Consider the following 25,376-nt stretch of genomic DNA (forward strand, 5'->3'; position numbering starts at 1 on the left):
CGGAGCCTTCAAAGAACGCCCTCCCCCGGTGCACCTACCCACGGGTAGTCTGTGCAGCACTGAGGCAGTGATGCCGTCGTCAAAGGAGACTCTGTGCAGGAACACGTCGCACCGCCCCTCGTGCCGCCGACCACCGAGGGGAGTCTTGCCGATCTTCCGGGTCGCAACGCCGCATCGAACCCCTCGCGGGTCGCGTTCTCGCGCAAGGAGGGCACCCACTGGATCGACGTGACTGCGGCCGAGTTCGACGAGGATGTCCGGGGGGTCGCCAAGGGCCTGATCGCCTCGGGGATCTCCCCCGGCGACCGCGTGGCGATCATGTGCAAGACCCGCTACGAGTGGACCCTCACGGACTTCGCGATCTGGGCAGCCGGTGCGGTCACGGTCCCGATCTACGAGACCTCCTCCGCGGAGCAGGTCAGCTGGATCCTCACCGACTCGGGCGCCAAGGGCATCATGCTCGAGACCGCGGCCCACGCAGCAACCCTCGAGGAGGTCCGCACCCAGGTGCCCGGACTGGCCCACGCCTGGCAGGTCGACGCCGGGGCGATCGCCGAGCTCAAGGCCGCCGGCTCCGAGGTGTCCGACGCCGATCTCGAGGCCGCCAAGGGCAGCCTCGACCGCGCCAGCCTCGCGACCATCATCTACACGTCGGGCACGACCGGGCGGCCCAAGGGCGTGCAGCTCACCCACGACAACTTCCTGGCGCTGTCCGAGAACGCCATCACCAAGCTCACGTCGGTCGTCAAGGCCGACGGCGCGTCGACGCTGCTCTTCCTGCCGCTCGCGCACGTCTTCGCCCGGTTCATCCAGGTCCTCTGCGTCACCGGCGAGGCCAAGATGGGGCACAGCGCCGACATCAAGAACCTCCTCGCGGACTTCGCGGAGTTCAAGCCGACCTTCATCCTGTCGGTCCCCCGGGTCTTCGAGAAGATCTACAACTCCGCCGAGGCCAAGGCGACCGCCGAGGGCAAGGGCAAGATCTTCGCGACCGCCGCCGACACCGCGATCTCTTGGTCGACCGCGCAGGACACCGGAGGCGCCGGCCTGGGTCTCAAGGTGCGCCACGGCATCTTCGACAAGCTGGTCTACTCCAAGCTGCGCGCCGCCATGGGGGGACAGGTCATGTATGCCGTGTCCGGCGGGGCGCCGCTCGGCACCCGCCTGGGGCACTTCTTCCGCGGCATCGGCGTCACCGTCCTCGAGGGCTACGGCCTCACCGAGACCACCGCCCCCGCCACGGTCAACGTGCCGGACCGGGTCAAGATCGGCACCGTCGGTGCCCCGCTGCCCGGCGTGGGCATCCGGATCGCCGACGACGGCGAGATCCTCATCCAGGGCAACAACGTCTTCGCGGCCTACCACAACAACGCCGAGGCGACGTCGGGCGCGGTCGTCGACGGCTGGTTCCACACCGGCGACATCGGCGAGCTCGACGAGGACGGCTACCTCAAGATCACCGGCCGCAAGAAGGAGCTGCTCGTCACCGCCGGCGGCAAGAACGTCGCACCGGCCGCCCTGGAGGACCGGCTGCGTGCCCACCCGCTCATCTCCCAGTGCATCGTCGTCGGAGACCAGAAGCCGTTCATCGGCGCCCTGCTCACCCTCGACGAGGAGATGTTCCCCGGCTGGGCCAAGAACAACGGGCTCACGGGTGTGACCTTCGACCAGGCCCGCACGAACGAGACGGTGCTCGCCGAGCTCCAGAAGGCCGTCGACGACGCCAACAAGTCGGTCTCCAAGGCCGAGTCGATCCGCAAGTTCGCGGTCCTGCCCGGGGACTTCACCGAGGACAACGGCTACCTCACACCGAGCCTGAAGCTCAAGCGCAACATCGTCATGAAGGACTTCCACGACCAGGTGGAGTCCCTCTACGCCGGCGGCGGCAAGGAGTAGCCGGGCGACCTCTAGGGTCTAGCCATGCGCCGACACCGCCACGGATCGTCCACTCGGACCGTGGCGGTGTCCTCGTTGGCGTTCGCCCTCGGCTGGCTGCTGTTCTTCACTGCCCTGCAGTGGAGCGTGGTGCGCTACCGCATCCCCATCGTGGCGACCCTGACGGCGGCCACGGTGGCGCTCGCCCTTTGGCAGTGGGCCGGCTGGCGGATCCAGCTGACCCGTCCGGCGGTGGCCGTCATGCTGGGCGGCTCGGCGCTGGCCACGCTGGCGGTCCCACTGTTCAGCTATCTCGCACCGACTGGCCTCGCACTGGCCACGACCCTGCTCGTCGTCGCGCCGCTCGCGGCGGCGGTCCTGTTGTGCACCAACGGTCCTCGCGCCCCGTGGGCAGCCGGCCTCGTCGCCGTGACGGGGTATGCCGCGTGCGCTGCCACCGCCGTCATCTCCTCGCCTCGACCGCGCATCGATGTCTGGGTCGTCCTCCAGCAGGCGACTGACGCCCTCGGACGCGGGGAGAACTTCTACTCCATGACGTGGACCGGCTCCCCCGGCGTCAAGGACGCCTTCCCCTACCTGCCGTGGACCACGGTGCTGCTCGCGCCCGGACGCTGGCTCCTCGGTGACGTCCGCTGGGCCCTCGCGTCGTGGACGCTCGTGGCGGTGGCCGGGGTCTGGCTGCTCGCGCGCGGGACGGCACCGCGGCATACCGGAAATGGCGTCGGGCGCGGCTGGGTCTGGACCGCAGCGGCGGTGACGGCGCTCCTGGTGTTCGCCCCGGGGACCCTCACCCAGCTCGACCAGTCCTGGACGGAGCCACTGCTGCTCGCCGGGATCCTCTGGTGGGCCGTCCTGGTGCAGCGCGACCGGGCCTGGTGGGCCGTCATCCCGCTGGCGTTGGCGTGTGCCAGCAAGCAGCACCTGGCCCTGCTGCTGCCCGTCCTGCTGCTGTGGCGTCCGTTCGGCTGGCGCAGGTCCATCGCGACGGGTGCGCTGACCGGTGTGTTGATCGCCCCGTGGTTCCTCGCGAGCCCGCCGGACTTCGTCCACGACACCATCAGCCTGTTGGTGGGCTTCCATCCGATCAAGTTCGCCAACACGCTCTACCTGTTGGCGCTCAACACCTTTGGTGTGACCCTGCCGTTCGCCGTGACGGGGGTGGCTGTGCTCGGCACCCTCGCTGCCGTCTGCTGGACGGTTTGGCGGCGCCAACCCCTCCTGGCCCACGTGCTGCGCTGGCTGGCCCTGGTCCTGCTGGTGGCGAACCTCGTCAACAAGCAGGCCTTCTACAACCAGTTCTGGTTTGTGGGCGCCCTGGTCGTCGTCTCGCTGGTCCTCCCCCAGTCGGGTCGGGTGGCGGGTGCCGGACGCGCTGGCGCGCCCGCCCCGCAGGACGGGCGCGTCAGCGGTCAGGACTTCGCCAGGGTCCGCAGGTAGGCCAGCCACTCCTTGGTGAACGCAGCCTGCGAGGTGCGCAGCACGGCCGCAAAGGCTGTGGCGACGTTGGCGTCGGGGTCGCTGCTGGTGCTGGACGAGCCGTCGGGACTCGTGGCCGCCGCGAGGTAGAAGCGCACCAGCGCAGAAGTGCCGTACCGGTCGACGATGCGGTTGACCGCCAGCCACGCGGCGTTGTAGCTCGGCGCGATGGTCGTGCGTGAGGGGTCGAAGTCAGCGGCGGACGGCAGCGCCTTGGGCCCCGTGCCGGCGCGGACCCGGACGAGCAGGGCTGCGGCCACCTGGGTGCGCGTCGCGCCGCTGTCGCGGTAGCCGACGAAGTCGGCCATGCCCTCGGACAACCAGAGCGGCACTGGGCAGTTGGTCGAGGCGCGGATCGCGACGTGGGTCGCCTCGTGGGTCACGACGACCTGCCTGCCGCGGGGCACCAGGCGGGCGAAGGCACTCGGGTTGACCACCACCCGGTCGGCGCCAGCCCGGCCCTGGAGGTCGAACGGGCCGTCCGTGACAGCGGCGACCTGCGCCACCTGATCCTTGTCCTGTCCGACCTGCTCGGCCATCTGCGCCGCAGTCCCGGGGACGACGAGGACCAGGCGGCTGTTCCACTGCGGCGTCCAGACGGCGTCGACCCGCTTGACGGCGAGGTTGCCGAGGGCGAGGTAGGGGCGCAGCCGACTCTGTGGACCCGATCCGACGACCAAGGTGGTCGCGCTGCGCACCACCGTGAACCTCGGCAGGTCCCACAGCTGCACCTGGGTGCCGCCGTCGGTGTCGTCGGCCAACCGCCAGTGGTCACCACGTCGTACGACGGTGAAGTAGGACTCGAACTCGCGCGTCGCCGTGTCGAAGCCCCCGAGGCGGTAGCGGCCGGCCACCCGGGAGACCCACGCATCAGGGCCGACCTGGGCCGCCCGCTCGGTGCTCAGCGCGGGAGCTGGCTCGGGCGTGCCATAGCTGAAGGTGCTCAGTGGGAGCTGCGCGAGCGCGTCGAACTGCGCGAGCTGGCGCAGCCCGAAGCCCGAGGTCGGGTCGTCCAGGGTGGCGGCGAACGCCGACCGATCGTGAGCGCGGACCGCTGAGGCCCGCTGGGAGAGCAGGGCGGCCAGGGCGTCCTCTCGAGCGACGGAGGGCTCGGGGGCGTTCTGCTGGGAGGCTTGCGACGTCGTCGAGGTGCGGACGGCCGGTGGCTCGTCGGAGGAGCAGCCGACCAGCATGGTGACGACGAGCGCGATGAGCCCGGCACCGGCGGCCGCGCGGCCCGGGCGACCGCCACGGGACGGGGTGGGCCGGCTCATCCAGCCATCGTAGGGAGCGATCAGCCGACGGCGCGGACGTGGGCGGCCCAGGGCTCACGGCGAGCGCTGGCCGAGGCGGCCTCGTGCGCACTGACCAGCCCCGCGTCGGCGAACCTCGCGACGACCGCCCGCTCAGCGGCGTCGAGGGGCAGGTGCGCGCCCTGCGGCACCAGCATGGCCGTCACCATGCAGTCGGCGCAGTGCAGGTCGCGCACCGGGCAGCTCTGGCATTCGATGATCATCGCGACCACCTCGCTCTCTGTCTTGGGACTCTGTCCGTCTGGGGACTGCTGTCGTGTCACCTGTCGACGACGCTAGGTGAGGGCACTGACAACGCCAGCGACGCCGGCACACCCGACGTCGTGCCGAGGGCGCGCCTGCCACGGGCTGTCACACCACCGGCCTACCGTCTGGTCCATGCAGACGGCCGACGACCAGATGGTGCAGGGCACCTTCGACGACCTGGGCACGTCGCTGGCTGAGGTCACGTTCGTCGTCGTCGACCTCGAGACGACCGGTGGCAGCCCGGCTGACTCGGCCATCACCGAGATCGGCGCCGTGAAGGTGCGTGGCGGCGAGGTGCTGGGCGAGTTCCAGACGCTGGTCAACCCGCACCTGCCGATCCCGCCGTTCATCCAGTCGCTCACCGGCATCACGACCTCGATGGTGGCCGACGCTCCACGCATCGAGTCCGCTCTGCCGGCCTTCCTCGAGTTCGCCCAGGGCGCGGTGCTCGTCGCCCACAACGCCGGGTTCGACATCGGGTTCCTCAAGATGGCTGCCCGCGACCAGGGCATCGACTGGCCACGGCACGCGGTGCTCGACACGGTCCACCTCGCGCGCCAGCTGGTCAGTCGCGACGAGGCGCGCAACCACAAGCTGTCCACGCTGGCCGCCCTGTTCGGTGCCACGACCACCCCAGACCACCGCGCCCTGCACGACGCGCAGGCCACCGTCGACGTCCTGCACGCCCTCATCGGCAGGGTGGGCAGTCTCGGTGTCCACACCTTCGAGGAGCTCGCGAGCTACACCTCGCGGGTCAGCCCCGCCCAGCGGCGCAAGCGGTGGCTGGCCGACGGCCTGCCCAACGAGCCGGGTGTCTACCTGTTCAAGGACTCCGACGGTCGGGTCCTCTACGTCGGGACGTCGGTCAACATCCGCACCCGGGTCCGCAGCTACTTCACGGCGTCCGAGCAGCGCACTCGCATGGCCGAGATGGTGCGCCTGGCCGAGTCGGTCACCCCGATCGTCTGCGCCACCACCCTCGAGGCCGAGGTCCGCGAGCTGCGCCTCATCGCCGAACACAAACCGCGCTACAACCGGCGGTCCAAGACCCCCGAGCGAGCCACCTGGGTCAAGCTCACCGTCGAGGCCTTCCCCCGCCTGTCCATCGTGCGCGAGGTCCGCGGTGACGGTGCCCGCTACATCGGCCCGTTCGGCAGCCGCAGCTCGGCGGAGGACGCCGTGGCGGCGGTCCACGAGGTCATCCCGCTGCGCCAGTGCGTGCAGCGGCTGTCCCCCACCCGACCCGTCGGTTCGTGCGCCCTGGCCGACATGGGCCGCTGCGGCGCTCCGTGCACGGGGGCCCAGAGCGTGCAGGAGTATGCCGCGGTGGTGCAGGACGCCGTGCACGCCCTCGCCGGGGACTCGCGCGGGGTGGTGACTGCGCTGCGCACCCGGATGGGCTCGCTCGCCGACCAGGAGCGGTTCGAGGACGCGGGCACGCTGCGCGACCGCATGCTCGCACTGGTGCGCGGCATGGCCCGGGCCCAGCGGATCGCACCCTTGGCCGCCAGCCCCGAGATCATCGCCGCGCGTCCGGCCACGTCGGGCGGCTGGGAGATCGTGGTGGTCCGGCACGGCCGCCTCGCCGCCAGCACCATCTCGCCACGAGGGGCTGACCCGATGCCCTATGTCGATGCGGTGCGTGACAGTGCCGAGGTCGTGCTCCCGGCCCACTGGCCGGCCCCTGCGGCCACCCCCGAGGAGACCGAGAAGATCCTGCGCTGGCTGGAGTCGCCCGGCGTGCGCATCGTCGACCTCGATGGCGAGTGGACCTGCCCAGTAGGGGGCGCCGGTGGCGCCCGTGCCGAGCTCGAGCCGCAGGTAGTCGCGCGGCACGCGGTGGCCGGCTTCGTCGCGGCCTCCTGACGCGCCGCGAGAGTGCGCTGCTCTCGTCGAGCCCGGACCGATACATTGGTCAGGTGATCTCCGCCATCGTGCTCATCAACGCCGAAGTCGACCGCATCCCCGAGGTGGCGCAGGCCATCGCCGAGCTCGAAGGCGTGTCCGAGGTCTACTCGGTCGCCGGCGACGCCGACCTGATCGCGATGATCCGGGTCAAGGAGCACGAGCAGCTCAACGACGTGATAGCCGACCGGCTCAACAAGGTGCAGGGCGTCATCGGGACCAACACGCACATCGCGTTCCGCACCTATTCCAAGCACGACCTCGAGGCGGCCTTCAGCCTCGGCCTCGACGGGGACTGAGCACCGGCTCCGCGACTCCCCGTCGGGGCGCGGCACTCCTCCCACCTCCTCGGCCACACGGCCGGTCTGAGTAGCAACGCCCTTCCGCGACCCCCCGGCCGACCCCCACACTCGGGTGACACGGTGCACTCGCGCCCGCACCCCCCGGAGGACCGATGTCGCCGATCCCCTGCCCCGCCTGTGGCCTGCTCCTGCCCGAGGCATCGACCTCGTGCCTCGCCTGCCACCTGCCCCTCACCGGCCCCGACGCGGTGCGGCTGTGGCAGGTCGACCAGGGTCTCGCCGCCCTCCAGCGCGAACGCAGCCTCCTTCTCGCGTCACTGCGCGCCACGGCTGACGCCCCCGCGTCCGCGGCAGCGCCGGCCGCCCCGCCCGCCCCGGCCGAGACGGCGGAACGGGTGTCCCAGCCGCCCTCGGAGCTGCCCTGGGAGCTGAGGGAGCTCTCTTCGGAGTCACCTTCGGACGTTGCCCTGTCCGGTTCCTCCGCCCCAGCCCACCTGACACCCGCCACGGCCCCGCGGAGGGGCTGGACCACCCAGCAGACCCTCCTCGCAGTCGGTGTCCTGCTCGTCCTGGTCGCCGCGTCGATCGCCCTGGCCATCGCGTGGTTCGTCATCGGCCGCACCGGTCAGATGCTGGTCATGGGTGGCTTCACCGCTGCCGCGACCGTGGCCTCGCTCCAGCTATCGCGCCGTCGGCTGCCCAGCAGCGCCGAAGCCCTGGCCCTGGTGGCGGGCGGACTGTTGCTCCTGGACGTCAGTGCCGCGCGACGCTTCGGCCTGGCTGACCTCGACGCCCTGGACGCCCGCGCCTACACCGCCGTCACCGGCCTGGTCGCAGCCCTCGCCCTGGCCGCCGTGCACCGTCACGACCGCCGCGTCGCCGGCTTCGCCGTGCTGTCGTTGACGGCAGCCTCGATCGGCTGGGCAGGAATCGTCGGTTACGCCTCGACTGCTGCCGGCGGTGCGGCGCTGTCCCTCCTCGGAGCTGCGCTGTTCGGAGCCGTGCACCTGGTGGTGCCGGCCTCCTTCGGCTTGACCCGCCGCGCCGCGACCGGCCCCGCCGCCGGGTGGGCGGCGCTCTCGTTTGCCGCGGCCTCAGTAGGCGCGGCCACGGCGTCGGCCGATGCCCTGGACACCCCGTCCGGTACCGGGGTCGGCGCGATGACCTTCGACGGCGCAGCGTGCGTGGTCCTCCTGGCCACCCTGGCCGCTGCCGGCGCGCTGGTGGTCAGGCGGGTCGTCGCCGTGCGGGCGACACGCCTCGGCGGCCGGGGAGCGGTCCGAGCCGACTGGGTCGCCCGACCGCTGTCCGGCGACTGGCGCGCCCTCGGCATCGTCGCCCTGGTCGCCTCCGCAGCGGTCCCGACGGCTGTCCTGTGCCTCGCCCTGCAGGTCGGCGCGTTCTGGACCGCGGTGCTGGCCCTGCTCACCGCGGTGCTCGCCACCGTCCTGGCGGCCGCCCGCATCCGGACGACGTCGCTGGGCACGGCCTGGTGCGAGGCCCAGACCGGCCTGGCCCTCGCGGTCCTGGTCCTTGTTGCGATCGTCCACGACTCACGTCCCGCTACGATCGTCGCCCTCACCGGCGTGGCCCTTGCTGCCACGACGGCAGCGGTGCACCGGCCGGGGTGGCGGGTGCAGGCGACCGCAGTGGGTGCAGTCGCAGCGGTGGCGGGTGTCACGATCAGCGGATCCATTGTCTCCATCGACGTCGAGGTGCTGACCGCTTCCGCGGCGGGTGCTGCCCTCGTCGCCGGAGCCCTGGTGCGGCGCTCGGAACCCGAAGAGGCACCGTTGGCCGCCGTTGGCCACCTCACCCTGTTCGGCGCTCTACTGGGCGCGGTGGGGGTCGGGCTCGGCGACGGTGTGGTGATCACCCTCCTGGTGGCCATCGCCCTGACCGCGGCGGCGACCGCCGTGCTGCGCCCTGTCCTTCGCCCCGTCGCCGCAGGGGTCAGTGCAGCGGCAGCCGCCTGGGCGCTGTGGCTGGCCGGTGGGCTCGTCGGCGGCCGCACCCAGTGGACCGTGCTCGTCGCCGCCGCACTGGTTCTCGTGGCCCTGGCCCAGTGGCGACGCGGCCGTCCCGAGGAGGTCGTCCTCGGCACCCTCGCCTGTCTCGTCGCCGTCACCACCGTCGCCGTCGCCGTCGACCGGTCGTGGCCGCATGCAGCAGCAGCCGTCGCCGCGGCATACGGGCTCGTCGCCGTCGCGTATGCCGCCCTGCCGCACCGTCGCGCGACGGTCGCCCTCGCCGTGGTCGGGCTCACGGCGGCAGCCTGGCTCGAGCTCGACCGGGCCCAGGTGACCACGCTCGAGGCCTGGACGCTGCCACTCGCCGCACTGGTGCTCGCCGCCGGGCTGTGGTCGCATCGCGAGCTCAGCGACCACTCCTGGTTGACCGCCGGACCGGGCCTGGCGGTGGCGCTGCTCCCCTCCGCGTTGTACACCACGGTCGACGACGGCCTCCTGCGCCCGTTGGTCACGGTGACTGCAGCGGTGCTCGTCCTCCTGGCCGGCGCGCTGCGACGGTGGCAGGCACCGGTCGTCCTGGGTGCGACAGCAGCCATCGTCATCGCGCTCACCCAGCTCGGCCCCTATGCGGTCCAGCTACCGCGCTACCTCACGCTGGGCACGCTGGGTGTCGCCCTGTTGGCGGTCGGGGCGAGGTACGAGCAGCGCCGGGCCGACGCCCGCCAGGCGGTGAGCTGGCTGGCCGGGATGTCGTAGGTCGACAGGTCGTCGGCCAGCACGGCACGAGCCGCTCACCCCGACGGCGGAGGCTGCCGTGGCACGAGTCGGCGTACCTTCACCGCATGGACGATCTGACCCTCCTCTTCGAGCGGGCCGCCCACGTGGCGGCACGCCACCGGTCGGGGCTGCCGGTGACCCGGGTGGCCCCGGCAGTCGATGCTGCGACGCTGCGGCTCGAGGTGGACGCGGTGCTGCGCGATGCGCCAACACCCGCGGGCGAGGTCCTCGACGAGCTGGTCAGGGCCTTCACACCGGGGCTGGCCGCGACCCCGGGGCCCCGGTTCTTCGGCTTCGTGATCGGCGGCGCCCTGCCTTCGGCCACGGCCGCGGACATGGTGGCGGTCGGGTGGGACCAGTGCGCCTTCAACGCCACCCTCTCCCCCGCAGCCGCCGTCGCCGAGGAGGTCGCCGGTGGCTGGCTGAAGGAGCTGATGGGGCTACCCGCCGACGCATCGGTCGGTTTCGTCACCGGTGCGCAGGGAGCCAACACCGTCTGCCTGGCCACGGCTCGTCAGCACGTCCTCGCCGCGGTCGGGTGGGACGTCGGGCGTGACGGGCTGGGTGGCGCCCCGGCCGTGCGCGTGGTCGCCAGCGCCGAGCGGCACGCGACGATCGACCGGGCGCTGCGGCTGCTCGGGTTCGGCACTGCGGTGGTGGAGTCGGTGGGCGCCGAGGTCAACGGCGCCATCGACGTCGACGACCTCTCGGCGGTCCTCGACCGGGGCGCGCCAGGACCGACGATCGTCTGCCTCCAGGCGGGGAACGTCAACACCGGCGCCTGCGACGACCTCCGGGCCGCCTGTGACGTGGCCCGGCGACACGGTGCCTGGGTGCACGTCGACGGGGCCTTCGGCCTCTGGGCCGGCGCCTCGCCCGAGAAGGCGCACCTCGTCGACGGGATCGGCCTCGCCGACTCGTGGTCCTGTGACGGCCACAAGTGGCTCAACGTCCCCTACGACTGCGGATTCGCCATCTGCGCCCACCCCCAGGTGCACGCCGCAGCACTGTCCTATACCGCGGCATACCTCACCGGGCAGGGTGGAGCGACGCCCGCGTTGGGTGACCTCGTCCCCGAGTCGTCACGAAGGGCAAGGGGATTCGCTGTCTGGGCCGCCCTGCGTGAGCTGGGTCGTGACGGTGTCGCGGACCTCGTCGACCGGTGCTGCGCACTGGCCCAGCGGTTCGCTGACGGGCTCGAGGCAGGCGGCGCCGTGGTGGTCAACGACGTGGTCCTCAACCAGGTGCTGGTCAGCTTCGGCAGCGACGCACGGACCGACAAGGTCATCGAAGGGGTGCAGCGAGACGGGACCTGCTGGCTCGGCGGCACGACCTGGCGGGGCCGTCGACTGATGCGGGTATCGGTGTCGAACTGGTCCACGACAGAAGCCGACCTGGACCAGTCGGTCGCAGCGATCCTGCGAGTGGCCGCTACTGAGGTGGAGCCGGACGGGGCGGATCCGGACGGGGAGGACCAGCTGGTCTAGTCAGGCCGGTGTGCTCTGCGTCGCCGCGGCCCACCGGTCCAGCTGGGCGGCGGCCGCCCCGGAGTCCAGGGCAGCCTCGGCCCGGTCCATGCCCGATCGCACCGCCGCCGCAAAGGTCTCGTCCGAGGCGCCGTGCTCGATCCTGTCGCCCGCCCCACCCGACGTGTCGGGGGTGGCGGCGAGATCTGGTGCGGCCAGGGCCAGCGCCATGCCTGCGTTGAGCACGACCGCCTCGCGGACCGCCCCACGCTGCCCGGCGAACAGGTCTCGCGCCACCTGGGCATTGTGCGTCGCGTCGGCCCCGCGCAGGGCCTCGACCGGCTGGCGCTGGAGGCCGACGTGAAGGGGGTCGAAGACACGCTGGGTGACCTCACCGCCATGAACCCACCACACCGTCGAGGTGGTGCTCAGGGTCAGCTCGTCGAGGCCGTCGTCGCCGCGGAAGACCACAGCATCCTTGCCCCGCCCGGCGAACACGCCGGCCATGAGCGGCGCCACGCGCGGGTCGGCGACCCCGACGACGGCATACGTGGGCTGGGCGGGGTTGGTGAGGGGCCCGAGGACGTTGAACGCCGTGCCCACACCCAACCCGCTGCGCGCCACGGCAGCGTGTCGCATCGCGGGGTGGAAGGCCTGGGCGAAGCAGAACGTGATGCCGGCATCCGTCGCCACCTCGGCCACCCGCTGCGGGCTGAGGGTGAGGTTGACGCCCAGGGCTTCGAGCACGTCCGCCGAACCAGAGGCCGACGACGCGGCCCGGTTGCCGTGCTTGACCACTCGGATACCACTGGCAGCGATGACGATCGAGGCCATCGTCGAGATGTTGACCGTGTTGGACCGGTCGGCGCCGGTGCCCACGATGTCGAGGCTCGGACCCGGGACCTCGATGCGGTTGGCGTGCGCCAGCATCACGTCGGCGAGGCCACGTAGCTCCTCGACGCTCTCGCCCTTGGCGCGGAGCGCGACGAGGAATCCGGCCACCTGGACCGGCGAGGCCTCGCCGCTCATGATCTGGTCCATCGCCCACGCCGCTTGGTCGGTGGAGAGGTGGTTCCGCGCGATCAGCAGGGTGAGCAGGTCCGGCCAGGTGGGACCAGCCGGCTCAGGGACGCTCATGCCGGTCAGGAGGCGCTGGGGCGAGCGCCGCGACCCAGCTCGGCCACGGCGGAGGCCAGGGCGATCGGGTCGAGCGGGTGCGGGACCGCGAGGTCGGCGAGGGACCACGTCGCGAGCCAGCCATCCTGAGGTCGTCCGGTCAGGACGAGGACCGGCGGGCACTCGAAGATCTCGCTCTTGAGCTGGCGACACAGGCCCAGCCCACCCATCGGCGCTGCCTCACCGTCGAGGATGAGGACGTCGAAGCGGGCGTTCTCGACGGCCTCGATCACCGCTGCCGCGGTCGCGCACTCACGCCACGACACGACCTCCACGTCCCGCGCCGGACGACGTCCCACCGTGACCCGGACTGCGTCGCGCGTGGTCTTGTCGTCGCTGTACAACAGCACGGAGATCTGGCGGGCCGAGGACCCCGACGAGGTCGGTGCGTCGGCGGCGGTCGCGTGCGAAGCGGTCATGTCGCAGATGCTACCGGTGCGGCGTTTCGGCACGCCCACGCACCCATCGGGGGGTCGACGGTGTGCCGCGCTGCGAATGTGGCTAATCTGGCGCACGTGGCGACCGCATCTCCAGTGACCTCTGAACCCGCCCGCTCAGCCGGCAGCATCCCCGGCCACGGGCCGGTGTCCCGACCCAACATGGTGTCGGTGGGCACCATCGTCTGGCTCTCCAGCGAGCTGATGTTCTTCGCGGGCCTGTTCGCGATGTACTTCACGATCCGCTCGGTGGAGCCGGAGCTGTGGAAGGAGTCGACGGGGGTGCTCAACGTGCCCTTCGCGACGATCAACACGATCGTCCTCGTCGTCTCGTCGGTCTGGTGCCAGCTCGGCGTCCACGCGGCCGAGCACGGCAAACCGCACCGCGGCGACGCCAGCCTCCTCGCCGTCCCGAGCTGGGGCATGCGCGAGTGGTACGTCCTCACCTACATCTTCGGCGCGGTCTTCGTCTCCGGTCAGGTCCTCGAGTACTCCGAGCTCGTGCACGAGGGCATCTCCCTCTCCTCCACCGCGTACGGCTCGGTCTTCTACCTCACGACCGGCTTCCACGCGCTGCACGTCACCGGTGGCCTGCTGGCCTTCCTGCTGATCATCGGGCGCACCTTCACGACCCGTCACTACAGCCACGCCCAGGCTGCCGGCGCGGTCGTGACCTCGTACTACTGGCACTTCGTCGACGTGGTGTGGATCGCGCTGTTCGCGACGATCTACCTGCTGAAATGACCGGCACGATGACCTCCCAGCCCGCCCTGCCCGCCTCCATCGACAGGACCGCACTGTGAACGCCTTGGCCGCCCGCCGTCGCCACCCGGCCGCGATCGCCCTGCTCTTGCTCCTGGGCCTGATCCTCACCGGGGTCGCCTACTCCGCCCTCGCGCCCAAGAAGGCCGACGCCGCCACGACAGCCGCCAGCACCGTCGAGGAGGGCAAGAAGCTCTTCCTCGCCAACTGCGCGACCTGCCACGGGCTGCAGGCCCAGGGCACCAAGGCCGGTCCGGCCCTTCCGGGCGTCGGCGCCGCTGCCGTGGACTTCCAGATGGGCACCGGCCGCATGCCGATGGCTGCGCCGAACGTCCAGGCCCCCCGCGCGGAGCAGGTCCGGTTCACGCAGGACCAGATCTCCGCGGTGGCGGCATACGTCGCGTCGCTGGCCCCCGGACCCGCCATCCCCGAGGCCGAGTACACCAACGGTGAAGGGGGCGACGTCGCCCTCGGCGCCGAGCTGTTCCGGGTCAACTGCGCGATGTGCCACAACTTCGCCGGCTCCGGCGGCGCCCTGACCCGCGGCAAGTACGCCCCGAACCTGCACAACGTCGAGGGCAAGCACATCTACGAAGCCATGGTCACCGGCCCCCAGTCGATGCCCGTCTTCAGCGACGACAACATCTCCCCGGAGTCCAAGAACGACATCGTGGCCTACCTCCACGCGGTCGACGAGCAGGAGAACGTCGGCGGGATGGCGCTGGGCAACCTCGGCCCCGTGTCCGAGGGGCTCTTCGCCTGGATCTTCGGGCTCGGCATCATGGTCGGCTTCGCCGTCTGGCTCGGCCGGAAGGCCGCCTGATGGCCCCGAAGGCTCCGACGGCACAGAGGGCACACACGGCCATGACGGGTCGGTCACACCCTCTGGCCCAGACCATCGCCCGGGGCGACACTGGAACTGACCACCGCGACTCGACAGGATCGACGACACGATGAGCGAACACGACACGCCGCACGGCGCGGTCGTCGGCACGAGCGACGGCCACGGCGCTGGCCACATGGCCGGCCAGAGCGACGGCCACGGCGACGGCTACGGCTCCACTGCGGTCCGGCTGGACCAGGGCCATGTCGAGGGCACCGGCGGCCTTCCGGCGCACTTCCAGAACCCGGGCCTGCCGCCGCACGCCGCACGGATGTCGGACCTCGACGAGAAGTCAGCCAAACGGGCCGAGAAGCAGGTCGCAGCGCTCTTCGGCCTCTCCAGCCTGGGCACGGTGCTGTTCATCGTCGCCTACTTCGCGATCGACCCCGAGCGGTCGGGATTCATCCCCGGCATCGGCAACGCAAGCATCTACAACGTCGTCCTCGGCGTGACGATGGCCCTCGCCCTCCTCGGCTGCGGTGTCGGGGCGGTCCACTGGGCCAAGACCCTGATGCCCGACGTCGAGTCGGTCGAGGAGCGACACCCCCTGCGGGCCAAGGACGAGGACCGCACGCGGGTGGTCACCGGTCTCATGGACGGCGGCGACAAGGCCCAGCTCGGCCGTCGCCCGCTCATCAAGTTCTCGCTGGTCGGCGCCCTCGCGCTGCCGCCGCTGGCGATCCTGCTGCCGCTGGTGGGCGGGCTCGGTCCCCTGCCGAAGAACCAGCTCTCCACCACGATGTGGAAGAAGGGTGACCGGCTGGTCCGCGACCCCGAGCGCACCCCGATCCGGGCGGATCAGGTCACCATCGGTTCGGTCTTCCACGTGCTCCCCGAGTCGATCAAGGACTCCGAGCACGTGCTCGAGGACAAGGCCAAGGCCGCCGTGCTCCTGATGCGCCTCAACCCCGAGGACATCAAGCCCCAGAAGGAGCGTGACTGGGGCCACGAGGGCATCGTCGCCTACTCCAAGATCTGCACCCACGTCGGTTGCCCGGTTGGTCTCTACGAGCAGCAGACGCACCACCTGCTCTGTCCCTGCCACCAGTCGACGTTCGACGTGACGCAGGACTGCAAGGTCATCTTCGGGCCGGCCAAGCGTCCGTTGCCGCAGCTGAAGATCACCGTTGACGCGCAGGGTTACCTGATCGCCGACGCCCCGTTCCGCGAGGCCGTCGGTCCGAGCTTCTGGGAGCGTGGTTCCGCATGAGCACCGACCGCCACCCGACGGGTCGCGACCCGATCGACCGCCTCCGCAGGGACGACCCCCAGCCCGAGGAGCCCACCAACCCCGGCCTGAAGGCCGTCGGGGGCGTGGCGGGCTGGCTGGACGACCGCACGGGAGCGGCCAAGCCGGTCGGCTACCTCATGAAGAAGGTCTTCCCCGAGCACTGGTCCTTCATGCTCGGCGAAGTCGCCATGTACTCCCTGATCATCTGCCTGCTCTCGGGCACGTTCCTTACCTTCTGGTTCGTCCCCAGCGCCGGTCAGGTCGTCTACGACGGCAGCTACCTGCCCCTGCGTGGCATCACGATGTCGGAGGCGTTCCGGTCGACGGTGGACATCTCCTTCGACATCCGCGGCGGTCTGCTCATCCGCCAGATCCACCACTGGGCCGCGCTGATGTTCATCGTCGCGCTGTCGGTCCACATGCTGCGCGTGTTCTTCACGGGTGCCTTCCGCAAGCCGCGTGAGATCAACTGGGTGATCGGCTGCATCCTGTCGATGCTGGCCCTGATCGAGGGTTTCGCCGGCTACTCCCTGCCGGACGACCTGCTCTCCGGGACCGGCCTTCGCGCCGCAGAAGGCTTCATGCGCTCGGTGCCCGTGCTCGGGTCCTACCTGTCGTTCGCGCTGTTCGACGGCCCCTTCCCCGGCGAGGCGATCATCCCCCGCCTGTTCTCGATCCACGTGCTGCTGCTCCCGGCGATCCTGGTCGGACTGTTCACCGCCCACATCGGGCTGGTGTTCGTGCACAAGCACACCCAGTTCCCCGGGCCCGGCCGCACCAACGACAACGTCGTCGGCTTCCCGGTCATGCCGGTGTATGCCGCGAAGGCCGGTGGCTTCTTCTTCATCGTCTTCGGCGTCATCTCGCTGATCTCTGGATTGGTCACCATCAACCCGATCTGGGCCTATGGTCCCTACGACCCCTCGCCGGTCACTGCAGGAGCCCAACCCGACTGGTACATGGGCTTCGCCGACGGCGCGCTGCGTCTGTTGCCCGGCTGGCTTGAGTTCACCGCCTTCGGCTTCACGTTCTCGTTCAACGTGATGATCGGCGCCATCCTCCTGATCCCGGTCATGTACGGCCTGATGGGCGCCTACCCGTTCCTCGAGAAGTGGGTCACCGGCGACAACCGCGAGCACCACCTGCTCGACCGGCCGCGCAACAACCCCACTCGCACAGGGCTGGGCATGGCAGCGTTGACGGCCTACGGCGTGCTCATGTTCGCCGCGGGCAACGACCTCATGGCGATCAAGCTGCACCTGTCGATCAACGACATCACCCACACCCTGCGGGCAGCCTTCTTCATCGCGCCACCGATCGTCTTCTGGGTCACCAAGCGCATCTGCCTGTCGTTGCAGCGCAAGGACCGCGACCTGGTCCTGCACGGCCGCGAGACCGGACGCATCGTGCGCACCGCCGACGGGAAGTTCTTCGAGCAGCACGAGCCGCTCGACGAGTTCACCCGCTGGAACCTCGTCCAGCACGAGGACCACGAAGTCCTGCTGCTCGAGGCGGGAACCGACGCCCACGGCGTCGCCTCACCGACGGCCCGCAAGGACAAGGCCCGCTCGGCCCTGTCGCGGTTCTACTTCACCGACAGCATCAACCCGGTGACGCCGGCCGAGCTGGCCGCGGCACACCACGACGGCCATGGCCACGAGGCGATCGAGGCCGCTCCGAGCGGCGACGAGTCGCGGCCGGCCCTCGAGAGCTCGCGCAGGGAGCCCCCCAAGCGCCCCTGAGGCCCTTCACAAGCCCACCAGAGGCTCCCTGAGCCTCTCAGGCCAAACACCCCCGGGTATGCCGCCCGCTCACCACCCACGCCTCGCGTGCGGCCGCGAGTGGGCGGCATACCGATGCCTGGGGGTGTTTCGGCGTGACGGCCCTCACGTGACAGGCTGGCCCCGTGGTCGAGATGGGGGCAGCCGAGTTCGAAGTGGCCGTGGGCGACGCCCTCGACGCTGTGCCTCCCGAGCTGATGCGGCTGCTGGACAACGTCGTCTTCTTCGTCGAGGACGAGCCGCCACCGGACGACCCCGACCTGCTCGGCGTCTATGACGGCACCCCCATCACCGAGCGTGGTGACGGCTGGGCCGGGGCGCTCCCGGACCGGATCACGATCTTCCGCGGCCCGTTGACCCGGATGTGCGAGGACCGCGAGGACCTCCTCGACGAGATCGCCGTGACCGTGGTGCACGAGATAGCGCACCACTTCGGGATCGACGACGCGCGCTTGCACGACCTCGGCTGGGGGTGAGCCCTGCCACGCGCACCCCACGGCGCGCAGGTGCCGTGCCCCGGTCACGGGACACGGCACCGGTGGTGCGTTGGAGCTACTTCCGCGCGCCGCTGAGCTGGACCGTCTGCTCGGCGTAGCCGACCGCGCACTCGAAGACGCCACAGGCGAACGCGAAGGTCACGCTCGCACCCTTGCCACCCTTGAAGAGGCCGTTGTCGCTGTAGGCGGTGCCGGACCAGGTGTGGGTCGCCCCGTCGCACTGGATGGGGTTGACGAAGAAGAAGCCGGTGATCTTCACCCGGCCGACCTGCTGGGTGAGGGTGCCCTCGATGTCGCTGAAGAAGTCGTCGGCGTTCGTGCAGGAGTAGGTCCCGCCGATAGTCGCCGAGCCGTCCTTGTTGGCCACGCCCCGCGGGTTGACGGTGATGGTCGCCTCCGGCGGCGGCGGGGCGTTGTCGAAGGTGACGACCAGGTTCCCGCCGACGGCGGCGGTGTCGCTGAAGGCGACGACGTAGTAGGTCTGCCCGGCCGTGGTCGCGAATCCGACCGTGGTCGGGCCGCACGCCACGAGGTTGCCGGCAGCGGGATCGCCCTCGGTCACCATGAAGCCGCCCGAGTAGCTCGAGGCCGACATGTCGGCGATGACGCCACCGTCGGTCGCGGCGGTGTAGCGGAACCAGACGCTGGCGTTGGTGAACGGCGCCCCACACTGCGCGTTCAGCGCGGCATCGGTGGCATCGGTCTGGGCGCCGGTGGTGTCCTGCTCGAAGGTGCTGGGCAGGGCCGAGACGACGGTTGCCTTGGCAGCGGTGTCGTTCGGAGCGGGTGCCGCGGTGGCGGCGGAGGCCAGCACCGGCACCAGGAGCAGTGCGGCGGCGGCGGACAGGGCGGAGCGAGACATCAACAACATGTGGATCCCCCAGCTGTGTGATGGACCATGCCCCAGTGGATGGTCACACCCGGATTGACTCCACCCGACCGGCTCGCGGTTGCATGCTTGACCAAGAAATTGCTCGCGGTCGACCAAGCCTTTGCCGTCGACGAGCGGCGCGACGAAACCCGGAGGACGCCCTGGGAGCCCTCGGACGCCGCTCAGGCGAGCGCGCTCTGCGCCTTCCAGCCGGCGAACGAGTACTGCCAGACGCCGATGCCCTCAGAGGGCTGGAACTGCCGGGACGAGCCGGTGAACTTCACGACGTCGCCGGCCTTGGAGTTGGCGTACATCCAGGCGGCGTTGGCGGGGGACATGTTCACGCAGCCATGGCTGACGTTGGCGCTGCCCTGTGCTCCGACCGACCAGGGCGCGGAGTGGAGGTACTCCCCCGTCCACGTCACGCGCATGGCGGACTGCGTGGTGATCTTGTAGTAGCCGGGCTCGCCCTTCTTGATCCCGATGGTCGTCGAGTCCATGACGACGGTGCCCTCCTTGCGGATGATCACCTTGATGCCGGAACGGGTCTCGGTCTGCGGGCCCGGGCGCCCGGCACTGATCGGGATGGTCTTGATCACGGCGCCGCCGCGGGTCACGGTCATGACGTGGCGCTTGATGTCCACGGTGGAGACCATCGAGGAGCCGATGGTGAAGCTGGCGGAGTCGTCGTTGCCGACCCACTTGCCCTCGCCGGTCTGGACGCCGGTGAGGGGGGCACTGATGGTGACCTTGGTGCCGGGCTTCCAGTAGTTCACGGGCCGCCACATGAGCTGGCGGTTGTCGAGCCAGCCCCAGGCGCCGGCCTGCTTGGGTGAGGTGGTGACCTTGACGAGCTTCTCCACCTCGCCGCGCAGCTTCGCGGTGGCGACCGCGGAGTCGAACTGGATGCTCACCGGCATGCCGACGCCCACGGTCTCGCCCGAGTTGAGGATGCCGTAGGTGGCCGTGACCTTGGGCTTGAGGGTGGTGAACGTGGAGGTCGTCGTGGACGGCGTGCCGTCTGGACCCGTTGCCTTCGCGGTGACGGTGTAGGACGCGCTGGGTGCCAGTCGCGCGCTGGAGGTCCAGGAGCCATCGGTACCGAGGGCGCCCGCGACCGTGGCGCCCTTGGCGTCGGTCACGGCGACCTCACCGAGCGAACCGGTGGTGGCCTTGACGACCACGGGCTCGGTGGGCAGCACGTCGGTGGCGTCCTGGGCCGGGCTGATCGTGAGCTCCGCGGGAGTGGGCGTCGCCGACGAGGAGGACGAGCTGCTGCTCGAGCTGGCTGCGACGTTGTCGGTGCTCGGGCTGTCCACGGCGCCTGAGCACCCGGCCAGCACGGTTACCCCCGACAACGCGGCCACGGCCAAGGCCGTGGCCAGTCGTCGTGACCCCTGTGTCCTACCCACCACGTGTGTGCTCCTGTGCTCTGCGCCACCGTGGCGCCCTGTGCGTGACTTGTTCGTGTGCGGCTGGACCGGTCGGATGGTGCCCCGACGATGCCCGTCACCCGAACAGACGCCGGGCAGCCCTCATTGGTTGGCTATGCAGCTGTGTCTGGCCGGGCGATCACGATCCCGCGCCCAGCCCCCTGGAGCCGAGCCCCCTGGAAGAGGTCCGCCCCTGCGCGGACCTGGCAGCAGTCTACCTGCTCGGGATGGGTGCCTTGACACGACGAAGGGCCGGGCGTACCACCCCGAGGGGTGCGTACGCCCGGCCGAGCTGTCGATGGAGCGCCGTCAGACGGCGTGCGGGCCCTTGAAGTACTCGAAGGTCCAGCCCACCAGGGCGACGACCCCGAAGCCCGCCCCGATGATGAACAGCCACCAGCCGACGGCCAGGCCGAGGAAGCACAGGGCGGACGCTCCGGCGAGGGCCAGGGGCCACCAGGAGTGCGGGCTGAAGAAGCCGTACTCGCCCTCCTGCTCCCAGATCTCGCCGCTGGGGTTGTCCTCGGGCCGCTCCGGGAGGCGCCGCGCCGTGGCCCACAGGTAGAAGGCGATCATGGCGCCGAGACCGGCGGACAGGAACAGCCCTGCCGGGCCGACCGGCTCCCGCCAGTGGGTGAAGATGCCGTAGATGAGCCCCAAGGGGGCGAAGAAGGCAGCCAGGATGACGAAGAGCTTGTACTCGATCTTCACGGGTCAGTCACGCTCCTCGTGGAACCGCGGGTGCTTGTGCTCGTCGAACTCGCCCGTCGCGTGGTGCTCGGACGTGCGGGTCTCGGCCATGATCCGAGTCAGGGTGTCCGGGTCGGCGTGCACCCCACCGAGCGGCGCCGCCTCGGGGTGGTGCAGGTCGAAGGCCGGGCGCTCGGAGCGGATCCGCGGGAGCACGTCGAAGTTGTGACGCGGCGGCGGGCAGGACGTCGCCCACTCCAGGGAGGCGCCGTAACCCCACGGGTCGTCGGTCTCGACCAAGGGCGCCGTGCGCCAGGTCTTCCAGACGTTGTAGAGGAACGGCAGCGTCGACGCGGCCAGCAGGAAGGCACCGAAGGTGGACACCTGGTTCTCCCAGGTGAAGCCGTCCTCGGGCAGGTAGTCGGCGTAGCGACGCGGCATACCGTCGACACCCAGCACGTGCTGGATCAGGAACGTCGTGTGGAAGCCGATGAACAACATCCAGAAGTGGATCTTGCCCAGCGTCTCGTCGAGCATCCGCCCGGTGAACTTCGGCCACCAGAAGTAGAAGCCGGCGAACATCGCGAACACCACGGTGCCGAACACGACGTAGTGGAAGTGGGCCACCACGAAGTAGCTGTCGGAGAGGTGGAAGTCCAGCGCCGGGCTGGACAGGATGATGCCGGTCAGGCCGCCGAAGAGGAAGGTGACCAGGAAGCCGACCGCCCAGAGCATCGGTGTCTCGAAGGACAGCTTTCCGCCCCACATCGTGCCGATCCAGTTGAAGAACTTCACGCCGGTGGGCACCGCGATCAACATGGTCATCACTGCGAAGAACGGCAGCAGCACCTGGCCGGTGGCGTACATGTGGTGGGCCCACACGGTCACCGAGAGGGCCGCGATGCCGATGGTCGCGAAGACCAGCGTCTTGTAGCCGAAGATCGGCTTGCGCGAGAAGACCGGCAGGATCTCGGAGATGATGCCGAAGAAGGGCAGGGCGATGATGTAGACCTCTGGGTGGCCGAAGAACCAGAACAGGTGTTGCCACAGCATCGGCCCGCCGTTGTCGGCCTCGAAGATCTGGGCCCCGAACTTGCGGTCTGCACCCAGCGCCAGCAGGGCCGATGCGAGCACCGGGAAGGCCATCAGCACGAGCAGGCTGGTGACCAGGATCGTCCAGGTGAAGATCGGCATGCGGAACATCGTCATGCCGGGCGCGCGCATGCAGATGATCGTGGTGATGAAGTTGACGGCACCGAGGATGGTGCCGAAACCACCGAGCGCGAGACCGAAGACCCACAGGTCACCACCGAGGCCGGGGGTGTTTGAGGCGTCCGACAACGGCGAGTACGCGAACCAGCCGAACGACGCCGCCCCCGAGGGGGTGAGGAAGCCTGCGGAGGCGATCAGGCCACCGAACAGGTAGAGCCAGTAGGCGAACATGTTCAGCCGGGGGAACGCGACGTCAGGGGCGCCGATCTGGATCGGCATGAGGGCGTTGGCGAACCCGGCGAACAACGGCGTCGCGAACAGCAGCAGCATGATCGTGCCGTGCATGGTGAACAGCTGGTTGAACTGGTCGGGGTTGTCCACGACCTGCAGTCCGGGCTGGAACAGCTCCGCACGGATCAGCAGGGCGAGCACGCCGCCGAACATGAAGAAGAGGAACGAGGTGATGAAGTAGAGGTTGCCGATGACCTTGTGGTCGGTCGTCGACGCCCACTTCACGACCGTCTGACCCTTGGTGAGCCGGCGGGTCGCCGTCGCCTCGGTGGAACGGTAGTACGTCCCGGCCGAGGTGGACTCGGTTGCCGCTGCCATCAGTTGCCCCCTGCACTCGGGATGAGGTGTTGGTCTTCGTCCATGACCTTGGCGGGGTTCAGGCTGTTGTCGAGCTGACCCGTGTTGCCCTGCGCCTTGAGCTCGGAGATGTGCTGCTCGTAGGCGGCCTGGTCGACGACCTTGACGTTGAACAGCATCTGCGAGTGGTAGGCGCCACACAGCTCGGCGCACTTGCCCTTGAAGTCACCGGTCTCGGTCGGGAAGACCTGGAACTTGTTGACCCGCCCCGGGATCATGTCGAGCTTCTGCAGGAATGCCGGGACCCAGAAGGAGTGGATGACGTCCCTCGACGTCAGCACGAACTCGGTGCGCTTGTTGACCGGCAGGTAGAGCGTCGGCAGGTTCTTCTCGGTGCCGGGCTCCCCCGTGAGCTCGGCCTGCGTGCCGCTCTCGTAGGTCTGCTCGTTGACGTAGTTGAAGTCCCAGCTCCACTTCTTGCCCACCACGTTGACGACGACGTCCGGGTGCTTGGAGGTGTCGAGCAGGGCGGCCTCGTCACGCGCGGTGTAGTAGAAGAGCACCGCGATCATGAACACCGGGACGATCGTGTAGAGGATCTCCATCGGCACGTTGTAGCGCAGCTGCACCGGCAGACCCGTGTCGTCCTTGGCCCGGCGGTAGGCGACGACACACCAGCCGATCAGGCCCCAGACGAGGGCGCCGACGAGGAGCGCGGCGATCCACGCGCCGTTCCACAGCGAGGTCACGCGTTCGCCGCCCTCGGTCACCGCACGGGGGAGGAAACCGTCCTGCACGCGCCCCGCACACCCCGAGAGGGTGAGGGCCACGAGCGACAGCCCGAGAGCCGTGGTCGATCTCCTGCTTGCAGTCCGCCGCCTGTGTGGGCGCGGCGCAGAGACGTCGTGCTGACGCAACGGTGCACCTTCTTCGAGACAGTGATGGGCCATCGCGCCAAACCCTACTCCAGCGAGTGCGTGTCGTCCGGTCAGGGTGGGACTAACGTCGGGGTGTGGCGAACCCCTCCCCGGACGACGGTTCCGACCGCGCGTTTCTCGATGCGGCACCCGGCCCCATGCACCCCCGCGCCAGAGAGACCCTCGTCGCCGCGATCGATGCAGGGTGGGCCGACCCGCGACGCCTTCACCGTGAGGCGCGGGCCGCGCGCCGCCTGCTCGACCAGGCCCGTGAAGTGCTCGCGGCAGGACTCCAGGTCCGCCCCTCCGAGGTGGCCTTCGCCCCCGACGGCTCGACCGCCGTCCGCTGGATGGTCGAGGGCTTCAGGTATGCCGCGCGCCGTCGTGGAGCGCGCGTCGTCGCCTCCGCGGTCGAGCACTCGGCAGTGCTGGTCCCGGGCCGCCACTGCGCGGACTCCGCCGGCGACCTGGCGTTGTTCGCCACGGTCGGGGTGGACGGGGCTGGTCGGGTGGACCTCGAGGCATGGTCCCGGGCGATCACAGCTCCCGGCACCGTCGCTGCTGCCCTCCAGCACGCCAACGGCGAGGTCGGTACCGTGCAGCCGCTCGACCGCGCCTGGGCGCTCTGCCAGGAGGCCGGGCTGCCGCTCGCCGTCGACGCCCAAGCGTCGCTGGGCCGGATGGCCGGCCCCACCTCCTATGACGCCCTTGCGGGCGATGCCCAGTCCTGGGGCGGTCCCGGCGGCCTCGGGGTGGTCGTGCTGCCCGAGCGCGCCCGGTGGCTGCTCCCCGGCGCGCCGGACCCCGACGCCGCGCTGAGCGGCCCGACCCGACACACCCCGTGGGTGCCTCTTGCCCTTGCCGCCGCGGAGGCCTGGCAACAGACCGAGGCGACACGCGAGTCCGACGCGGCCGAGACCTTCACGCTCGTGGACCGGATCCGGGCCGCCGCGGCAGCCGTGCCCGACGTCGAGGTCGTGGGCGACGCGACCGTGCGACTCCCCCACGTCGTGACGTTCTCGGCCCTCTACGCCGACGGCGAGGCGCTCGTCCGCGAGTTCGACCGGCGCGGCTTCGGGGTGGGTTCGGGTTCGGCGTGCACGGCCAGCACGCTCGAACCCAGCCACGTCCTCGCGGCGATGGGTGCCCTGACGCACGGCAACGTCCGGATCACGGTGCCCCTCGCGGCGGTCGCTCCCGAGCGCGCGGCCCAGGTCGACGCCTTCTGCGAGGTGATCGCTGACGCGGTCGCCTCGGTCCGCGCCGAGCTCGGAGCACACCGGTTGTGAGCCCTCCCCGGGACGGAGCGGAGTCCCCGCCCCTCGTCGTCGACGCACGTGGCCTGCGCTGCCCCCTGCCCGTCATCCGCCTGGCACAGGCCGCACGCGACGCGGCACCCGGAGCCGTGATGGAGGTGTGGGCCACGGACGCGGCGGCCAGGGCCGACATCCCCGCGTGGTGCCGGATGCGCGGCCAGGACTACCTCGGTGAGGTGCCCACGGACGGTGACCACGCGGCATACCGGGTCCGGCTGGTGTCCTGAGGCC

Annotated in this window: 22 protein-coding genes; 13 read left to right on the forward strand and 9 right to left on the reverse strand. The window is 70.4% G+C overall.

The window, feature by feature from the left end; genetic code table 11:
* Positions 1-93: 93 nt before the first annotated feature.
* A complete protein-coding gene (locus tag AC1DXJ_RS15655) occupies positions 94-1,896 on the forward strand; it encodes an AMP-dependent synthetase/ligase (protein ID WP_477637459.1) in 1,803 nt (600 codons plus the stop codon).
* A 24-nt stretch (positions 1,897-1,920) separates the two neighbouring features.
* Positions 1,921-3,333 (forward strand): hypothetical protein, encoded by a 1,413-nt coding sequence (locus AC1DXJ_RS15660; RefSeq protein WP_477637460.1) that lies wholly within the window; start codon positions 1,921-1,923, stop codon positions 3,331-3,333.
* Here AC1DXJ_RS15660 and AC1DXJ_RS15665 read toward each other — a convergent pair.
* On the reverse strand, positions 3,306-4,646 hold the full coding sequence (locus tag AC1DXJ_RS15665) for a hypothetical protein (protein WP_477637461.1): 1,341 nt from the start codon (positions 4,644-4,646) through the stop codon (positions 3,306-3,308). The two genes, AC1DXJ_RS15660 and AC1DXJ_RS15665, sit on opposite strands and share 28 nt — an antisense overlap.
* A gap of 20 nt (positions 4,647-4,666) precedes the next feature.
* On the reverse strand, positions 4,667-4,888 hold the full coding sequence (locus AC1DXJ_RS15670; RefSeq protein ID WP_477613223.1) for a hypothetical protein: 222 nt from the start codon (positions 4,886-4,888) through the stop codon (positions 4,667-4,669).
* A gap of 175 nt (positions 4,889-5,063) precedes the next feature.
* On the opposite strand from AC1DXJ_RS15670, the gene AC1DXJ_RS15675 reads away from it, so the two are divergent.
* The 4 genes from AC1DXJ_RS15675 (at position 5,064) to AC1DXJ_RS15690 (ending at position 11,372) form a co-directional block, all read left to right on the forward strand.
* Positions 5,064-6,797 carry a DEDD exonuclease domain-containing protein gene (locus tag AC1DXJ_RS15675; protein ID WP_477637462.1) on the forward strand — a complete coding sequence of 578 codons (1,734 nt, stop codon included), beginning with the start codon at positions 5,064-5,066 and terminating at the stop codon, positions 6,795-6,797.
* Positions 6,798-6,850: 53 nt separating this feature from the next.
* Complete coding sequence (locus AC1DXJ_RS15680; protein WP_477613225.1) at positions 6,851-7,135, forward strand: Lrp/AsnC family transcriptional regulator; 285 nt, start codon at positions 6,851-6,853, stop codon at positions 7,133-7,135.
* Between the two features lie 155 nt (positions 7,136-7,290).
* On the forward strand, positions 7,291-9,864 hold the full coding sequence (locus AC1DXJ_RS15685) for an SCO7613 C-terminal domain-containing membrane protein (protein ID WP_477637463.1): 2,574 nt from the start codon (positions 7,291-7,293) through the stop codon (positions 9,862-9,864).
* 86 nt (positions 9,865-9,950) lie between these two features.
* Positions 9,951-11,372 (forward strand): pyridoxal phosphate-dependent decarboxylase family protein, encoded by a 1,422-nt coding sequence (locus AC1DXJ_RS15690; protein ID WP_477637464.1) that lies wholly within the window; start codon positions 9,951-9,953, stop codon positions 11,370-11,372.
* On the opposite strand, the gene trpD is transcribed toward AC1DXJ_RS15690, so the two are convergent.
* Positions 11,373-12,488: an anthranilate phosphoribosyltransferase gene (gene trpD, locus AC1DXJ_RS15695; protein ID WP_477637465.1), complete on the reverse strand. Its 1,116-nt coding sequence runs from the start codon at positions 12,486-12,488 to the stop codon at positions 11,373-11,375.
* A 5-nt stretch (positions 12,489-12,493) separates the two neighbouring features.
* On the reverse strand, positions 12,494-12,946 hold the full coding sequence (locus AC1DXJ_RS15700) for a response regulator (protein ID WP_477613229.1): 453 nt from the start codon (positions 12,944-12,946) through the stop codon (positions 12,494-12,496).
* A 96-nt stretch (positions 12,947-13,042) separates the two neighbouring features.
* On the opposite strand from AC1DXJ_RS15700, the gene ctaE reads away from it, so the two are divergent.
* The 5 genes from ctaE (at position 13,043) to AC1DXJ_RS15725 (ending at position 18,097) form a co-directional block, all read left to right on the forward strand.
* Positions 13,043-13,708, forward strand: coding sequence for an aa3-type cytochrome oxidase subunit III (gene ctaE / locus AC1DXJ_RS15705; protein ID WP_477637466.1), 666 nt, complete (start codon positions 13,043-13,045; stop codon positions 13,706-13,708).
* Positions 13,709-13,763: 55 nt separating this feature from the next.
* Complete coding sequence (gene qcrC / locus AC1DXJ_RS15710; protein ID WP_477637467.1) at positions 13,764-14,549, forward strand: cytochrome bc1 complex diheme cytochrome c subunit; 786 nt, start codon at positions 13,764-13,766, stop codon at positions 14,547-14,549.
* Between the two features lie 196 nt (positions 14,550-14,745).
* On the forward strand, positions 14,746-15,819 hold the full coding sequence (qcrA, locus tag AC1DXJ_RS15715; protein WP_477613435.1) for a cytochrome bc1 complex Rieske iron-sulfur subunit: 1,074 nt from the start codon (positions 14,746-14,748) through the stop codon (positions 15,817-15,819).
* The gene (gene qcrB / locus AC1DXJ_RS15720; protein WP_477637468.1) at positions 15,816-17,582 is read left to right on the forward strand and encodes a cytochrome bc1 complex cytochrome b subunit; all 1,767 of its coding nucleotides are present in this window, start codon (positions 15,816-15,818) and stop codon (positions 17,580-17,582) included. The genes qcrA and qcrB overlap by 4 nt, the downstream gene beginning before the upstream one ends.
* Positions 17,583-17,755: 173 nt before the next feature.
* Entirely contained in the window at positions 17,756-18,097 is a 342-nt protein-coding gene (locus tag AC1DXJ_RS15725) for a metallopeptidase family protein (protein WP_477613436.1), read from the forward strand.
* A 76-nt stretch (positions 18,098-18,173) separates the two neighbouring features.
* Here AC1DXJ_RS15725 and AC1DXJ_RS15730 read toward each other — a convergent pair whose 3' ends face one another.
* From AC1DXJ_RS15730 to ctaC, 5 genes are all read right to left on the reverse strand, one after another.
* On the reverse strand, positions 18,174-18,989 hold the full coding sequence (locus AC1DXJ_RS15730; protein ID WP_477637469.1) for a DUF6299 family protein: 816 nt from the start codon (positions 18,987-18,989) through the stop codon (positions 18,174-18,176).
* Positions 18,990-19,171: 182 nt separating this feature from the next.
* Positions 19,172-20,404, reverse strand: coding sequence for a L,D-transpeptidase (locus AC1DXJ_RS15735; RefSeq protein ID WP_477637470.1), 1,233 nt, complete (start codon positions 20,402-20,404; stop codon positions 19,172-19,174).
* Between the two features lie 327 nt (positions 20,405-20,731).
* Positions 20,732-21,133 (reverse strand): cytochrome c oxidase subunit 4, encoded by a 402-nt coding sequence (locus AC1DXJ_RS15740; protein WP_477613235.1) that lies wholly within the window; start codon positions 21,131-21,133, stop codon positions 20,732-20,734.
* A 3-nt stretch (positions 21,134-21,136) separates the two neighbouring features.
* Positions 21,137-22,933 (reverse strand): aa3-type cytochrome oxidase subunit I, encoded by a 1,797-nt coding sequence (ctaD, locus tag AC1DXJ_RS15745; protein ID WP_477613236.1) that lies wholly within the window; start codon positions 22,931-22,933, stop codon positions 21,137-21,139.
* The gene (ctaC, locus tag AC1DXJ_RS15750; protein WP_477623635.1) at positions 22,933-23,862 is read right to left on the reverse strand and encodes an aa3-type cytochrome oxidase subunit II; all 930 of its coding nucleotides are present in this window, start codon (positions 23,860-23,862) and stop codon (positions 22,933-22,935) included. The genes ctaD and ctaC overlap by 1 nt, the downstream gene beginning before the upstream one ends.
* A gap of 62 nt (positions 23,863-23,924) precedes the next feature.
* Between ctaC and AC1DXJ_RS15755 the strand changes: the two genes are divergently transcribed.
* A complete protein-coding gene (locus AC1DXJ_RS15755; RefSeq protein WP_477637471.1) occupies positions 23,925-25,118 on the forward strand; it encodes an aminotransferase class V-fold PLP-dependent enzyme in 1,194 nt (397 codons plus the stop codon).
* Positions 25,115-25,372, forward strand: a complete 258-nt coding sequence (locus AC1DXJ_RS15760) for a sulfurtransferase TusA family protein (RefSeq protein WP_477637472.1) — start codon at positions 25,115-25,117, stop codon at positions 25,370-25,372. Before AC1DXJ_RS15755 ends, AC1DXJ_RS15760 begins: the two co-directional genes overlap by 4 nt.
* The last annotated feature ends 4 nt before the right edge of the window (positions 25,373-25,376 follow it).

Source organism: Pedococcus sp. P2_D9 (assembly GCF_056404275.1).

Coding starts and splice junctions, on each gene's coding strand:
- ctaC (WP_477623635.1), bottom strand. CDS start 23,862: ATGGCCCATCACTGTCTCGAAGAAGGTGCACCGTTGCGTCAGCACGAC.
- AC1DXJ_RS15670 (WP_477613223.1), bottom strand. CDS start 4,888: ATGATCATCGAATGCCAGAGCTGCCCGGTGCGCGACCTGCACTGCGCC.
- AC1DXJ_RS15665 (WP_477637461.1), bottom strand. CDS start 4,646: ATGAGCCGGCCCACCCCGTCCCGTGGCGGTCGCCCGGGCCGCGCGGCC.
- AC1DXJ_RS15685 (WP_477637463.1), top strand. CDS start 7,291: ATGTCGCCGATCCCCTGCCCCGCCTGTGGCCTGCTCCTGCCCGAGGCA.
- AC1DXJ_RS15730 (WP_477637469.1), bottom strand. CDS start 18,989: ATGTTGTTGATGTCTCGCTCCGCCCTGTCCGCCGCCGCCGCACTGCTC.
- AC1DXJ_RS15660 (WP_477637460.1), top strand. CDS start 1,921: ATGCGCCGACACCGCCACGGATCGTCCACTCGGACCGTGGCGGTGTCC.
- trpD (WP_477637465.1), bottom strand. CDS start 12,488: ATGAGCGTCCCTGAGCCGGCTGGTCCCACCTGGCCGGACCTGCTCACC.
- AC1DXJ_RS15725 (WP_477613436.1), top strand. CDS start 17,756: ATGGGGGCAGCCGAGTTCGAAGTGGCCGTGGGCGACGCCCTCGACGCT.
- qcrA (WP_477613435.1), top strand. CDS start 14,746: ATGGCCGGCCAGAGCGACGGCCACGGCGACGGCTACGGCTCCACTGCG.
- ctaD (WP_477613236.1), bottom strand. CDS start 22,933: ATGGCAGCGGCAACCGAGTCCACCTCGGCCGGGACGTACTACCGTTCC.
- AC1DXJ_RS15690 (WP_477637464.1), top strand. CDS start 9,951: ATGGACGATCTGACCCTCCTCTTCGAGCGGGCCGCCCACGTGGCGGCA.
- qcrB (WP_477637468.1), top strand. CDS start 15,816: ATGAGCACCGACCGCCACCCGACGGGTCGCGACCCGATCGACCGCCTC.
- AC1DXJ_RS15675 (WP_477637462.1), top strand. CDS start 5,064: ATGCAGACGGCCGACGACCAGATGGTGCAGGGCACCTTCGACGACCTG.
- AC1DXJ_RS15700 (WP_477613229.1), bottom strand. CDS start 12,946: ATGACCGCTTCGCACGCGACCGCCGCCGACGCACCGACCTCGTCGGGG.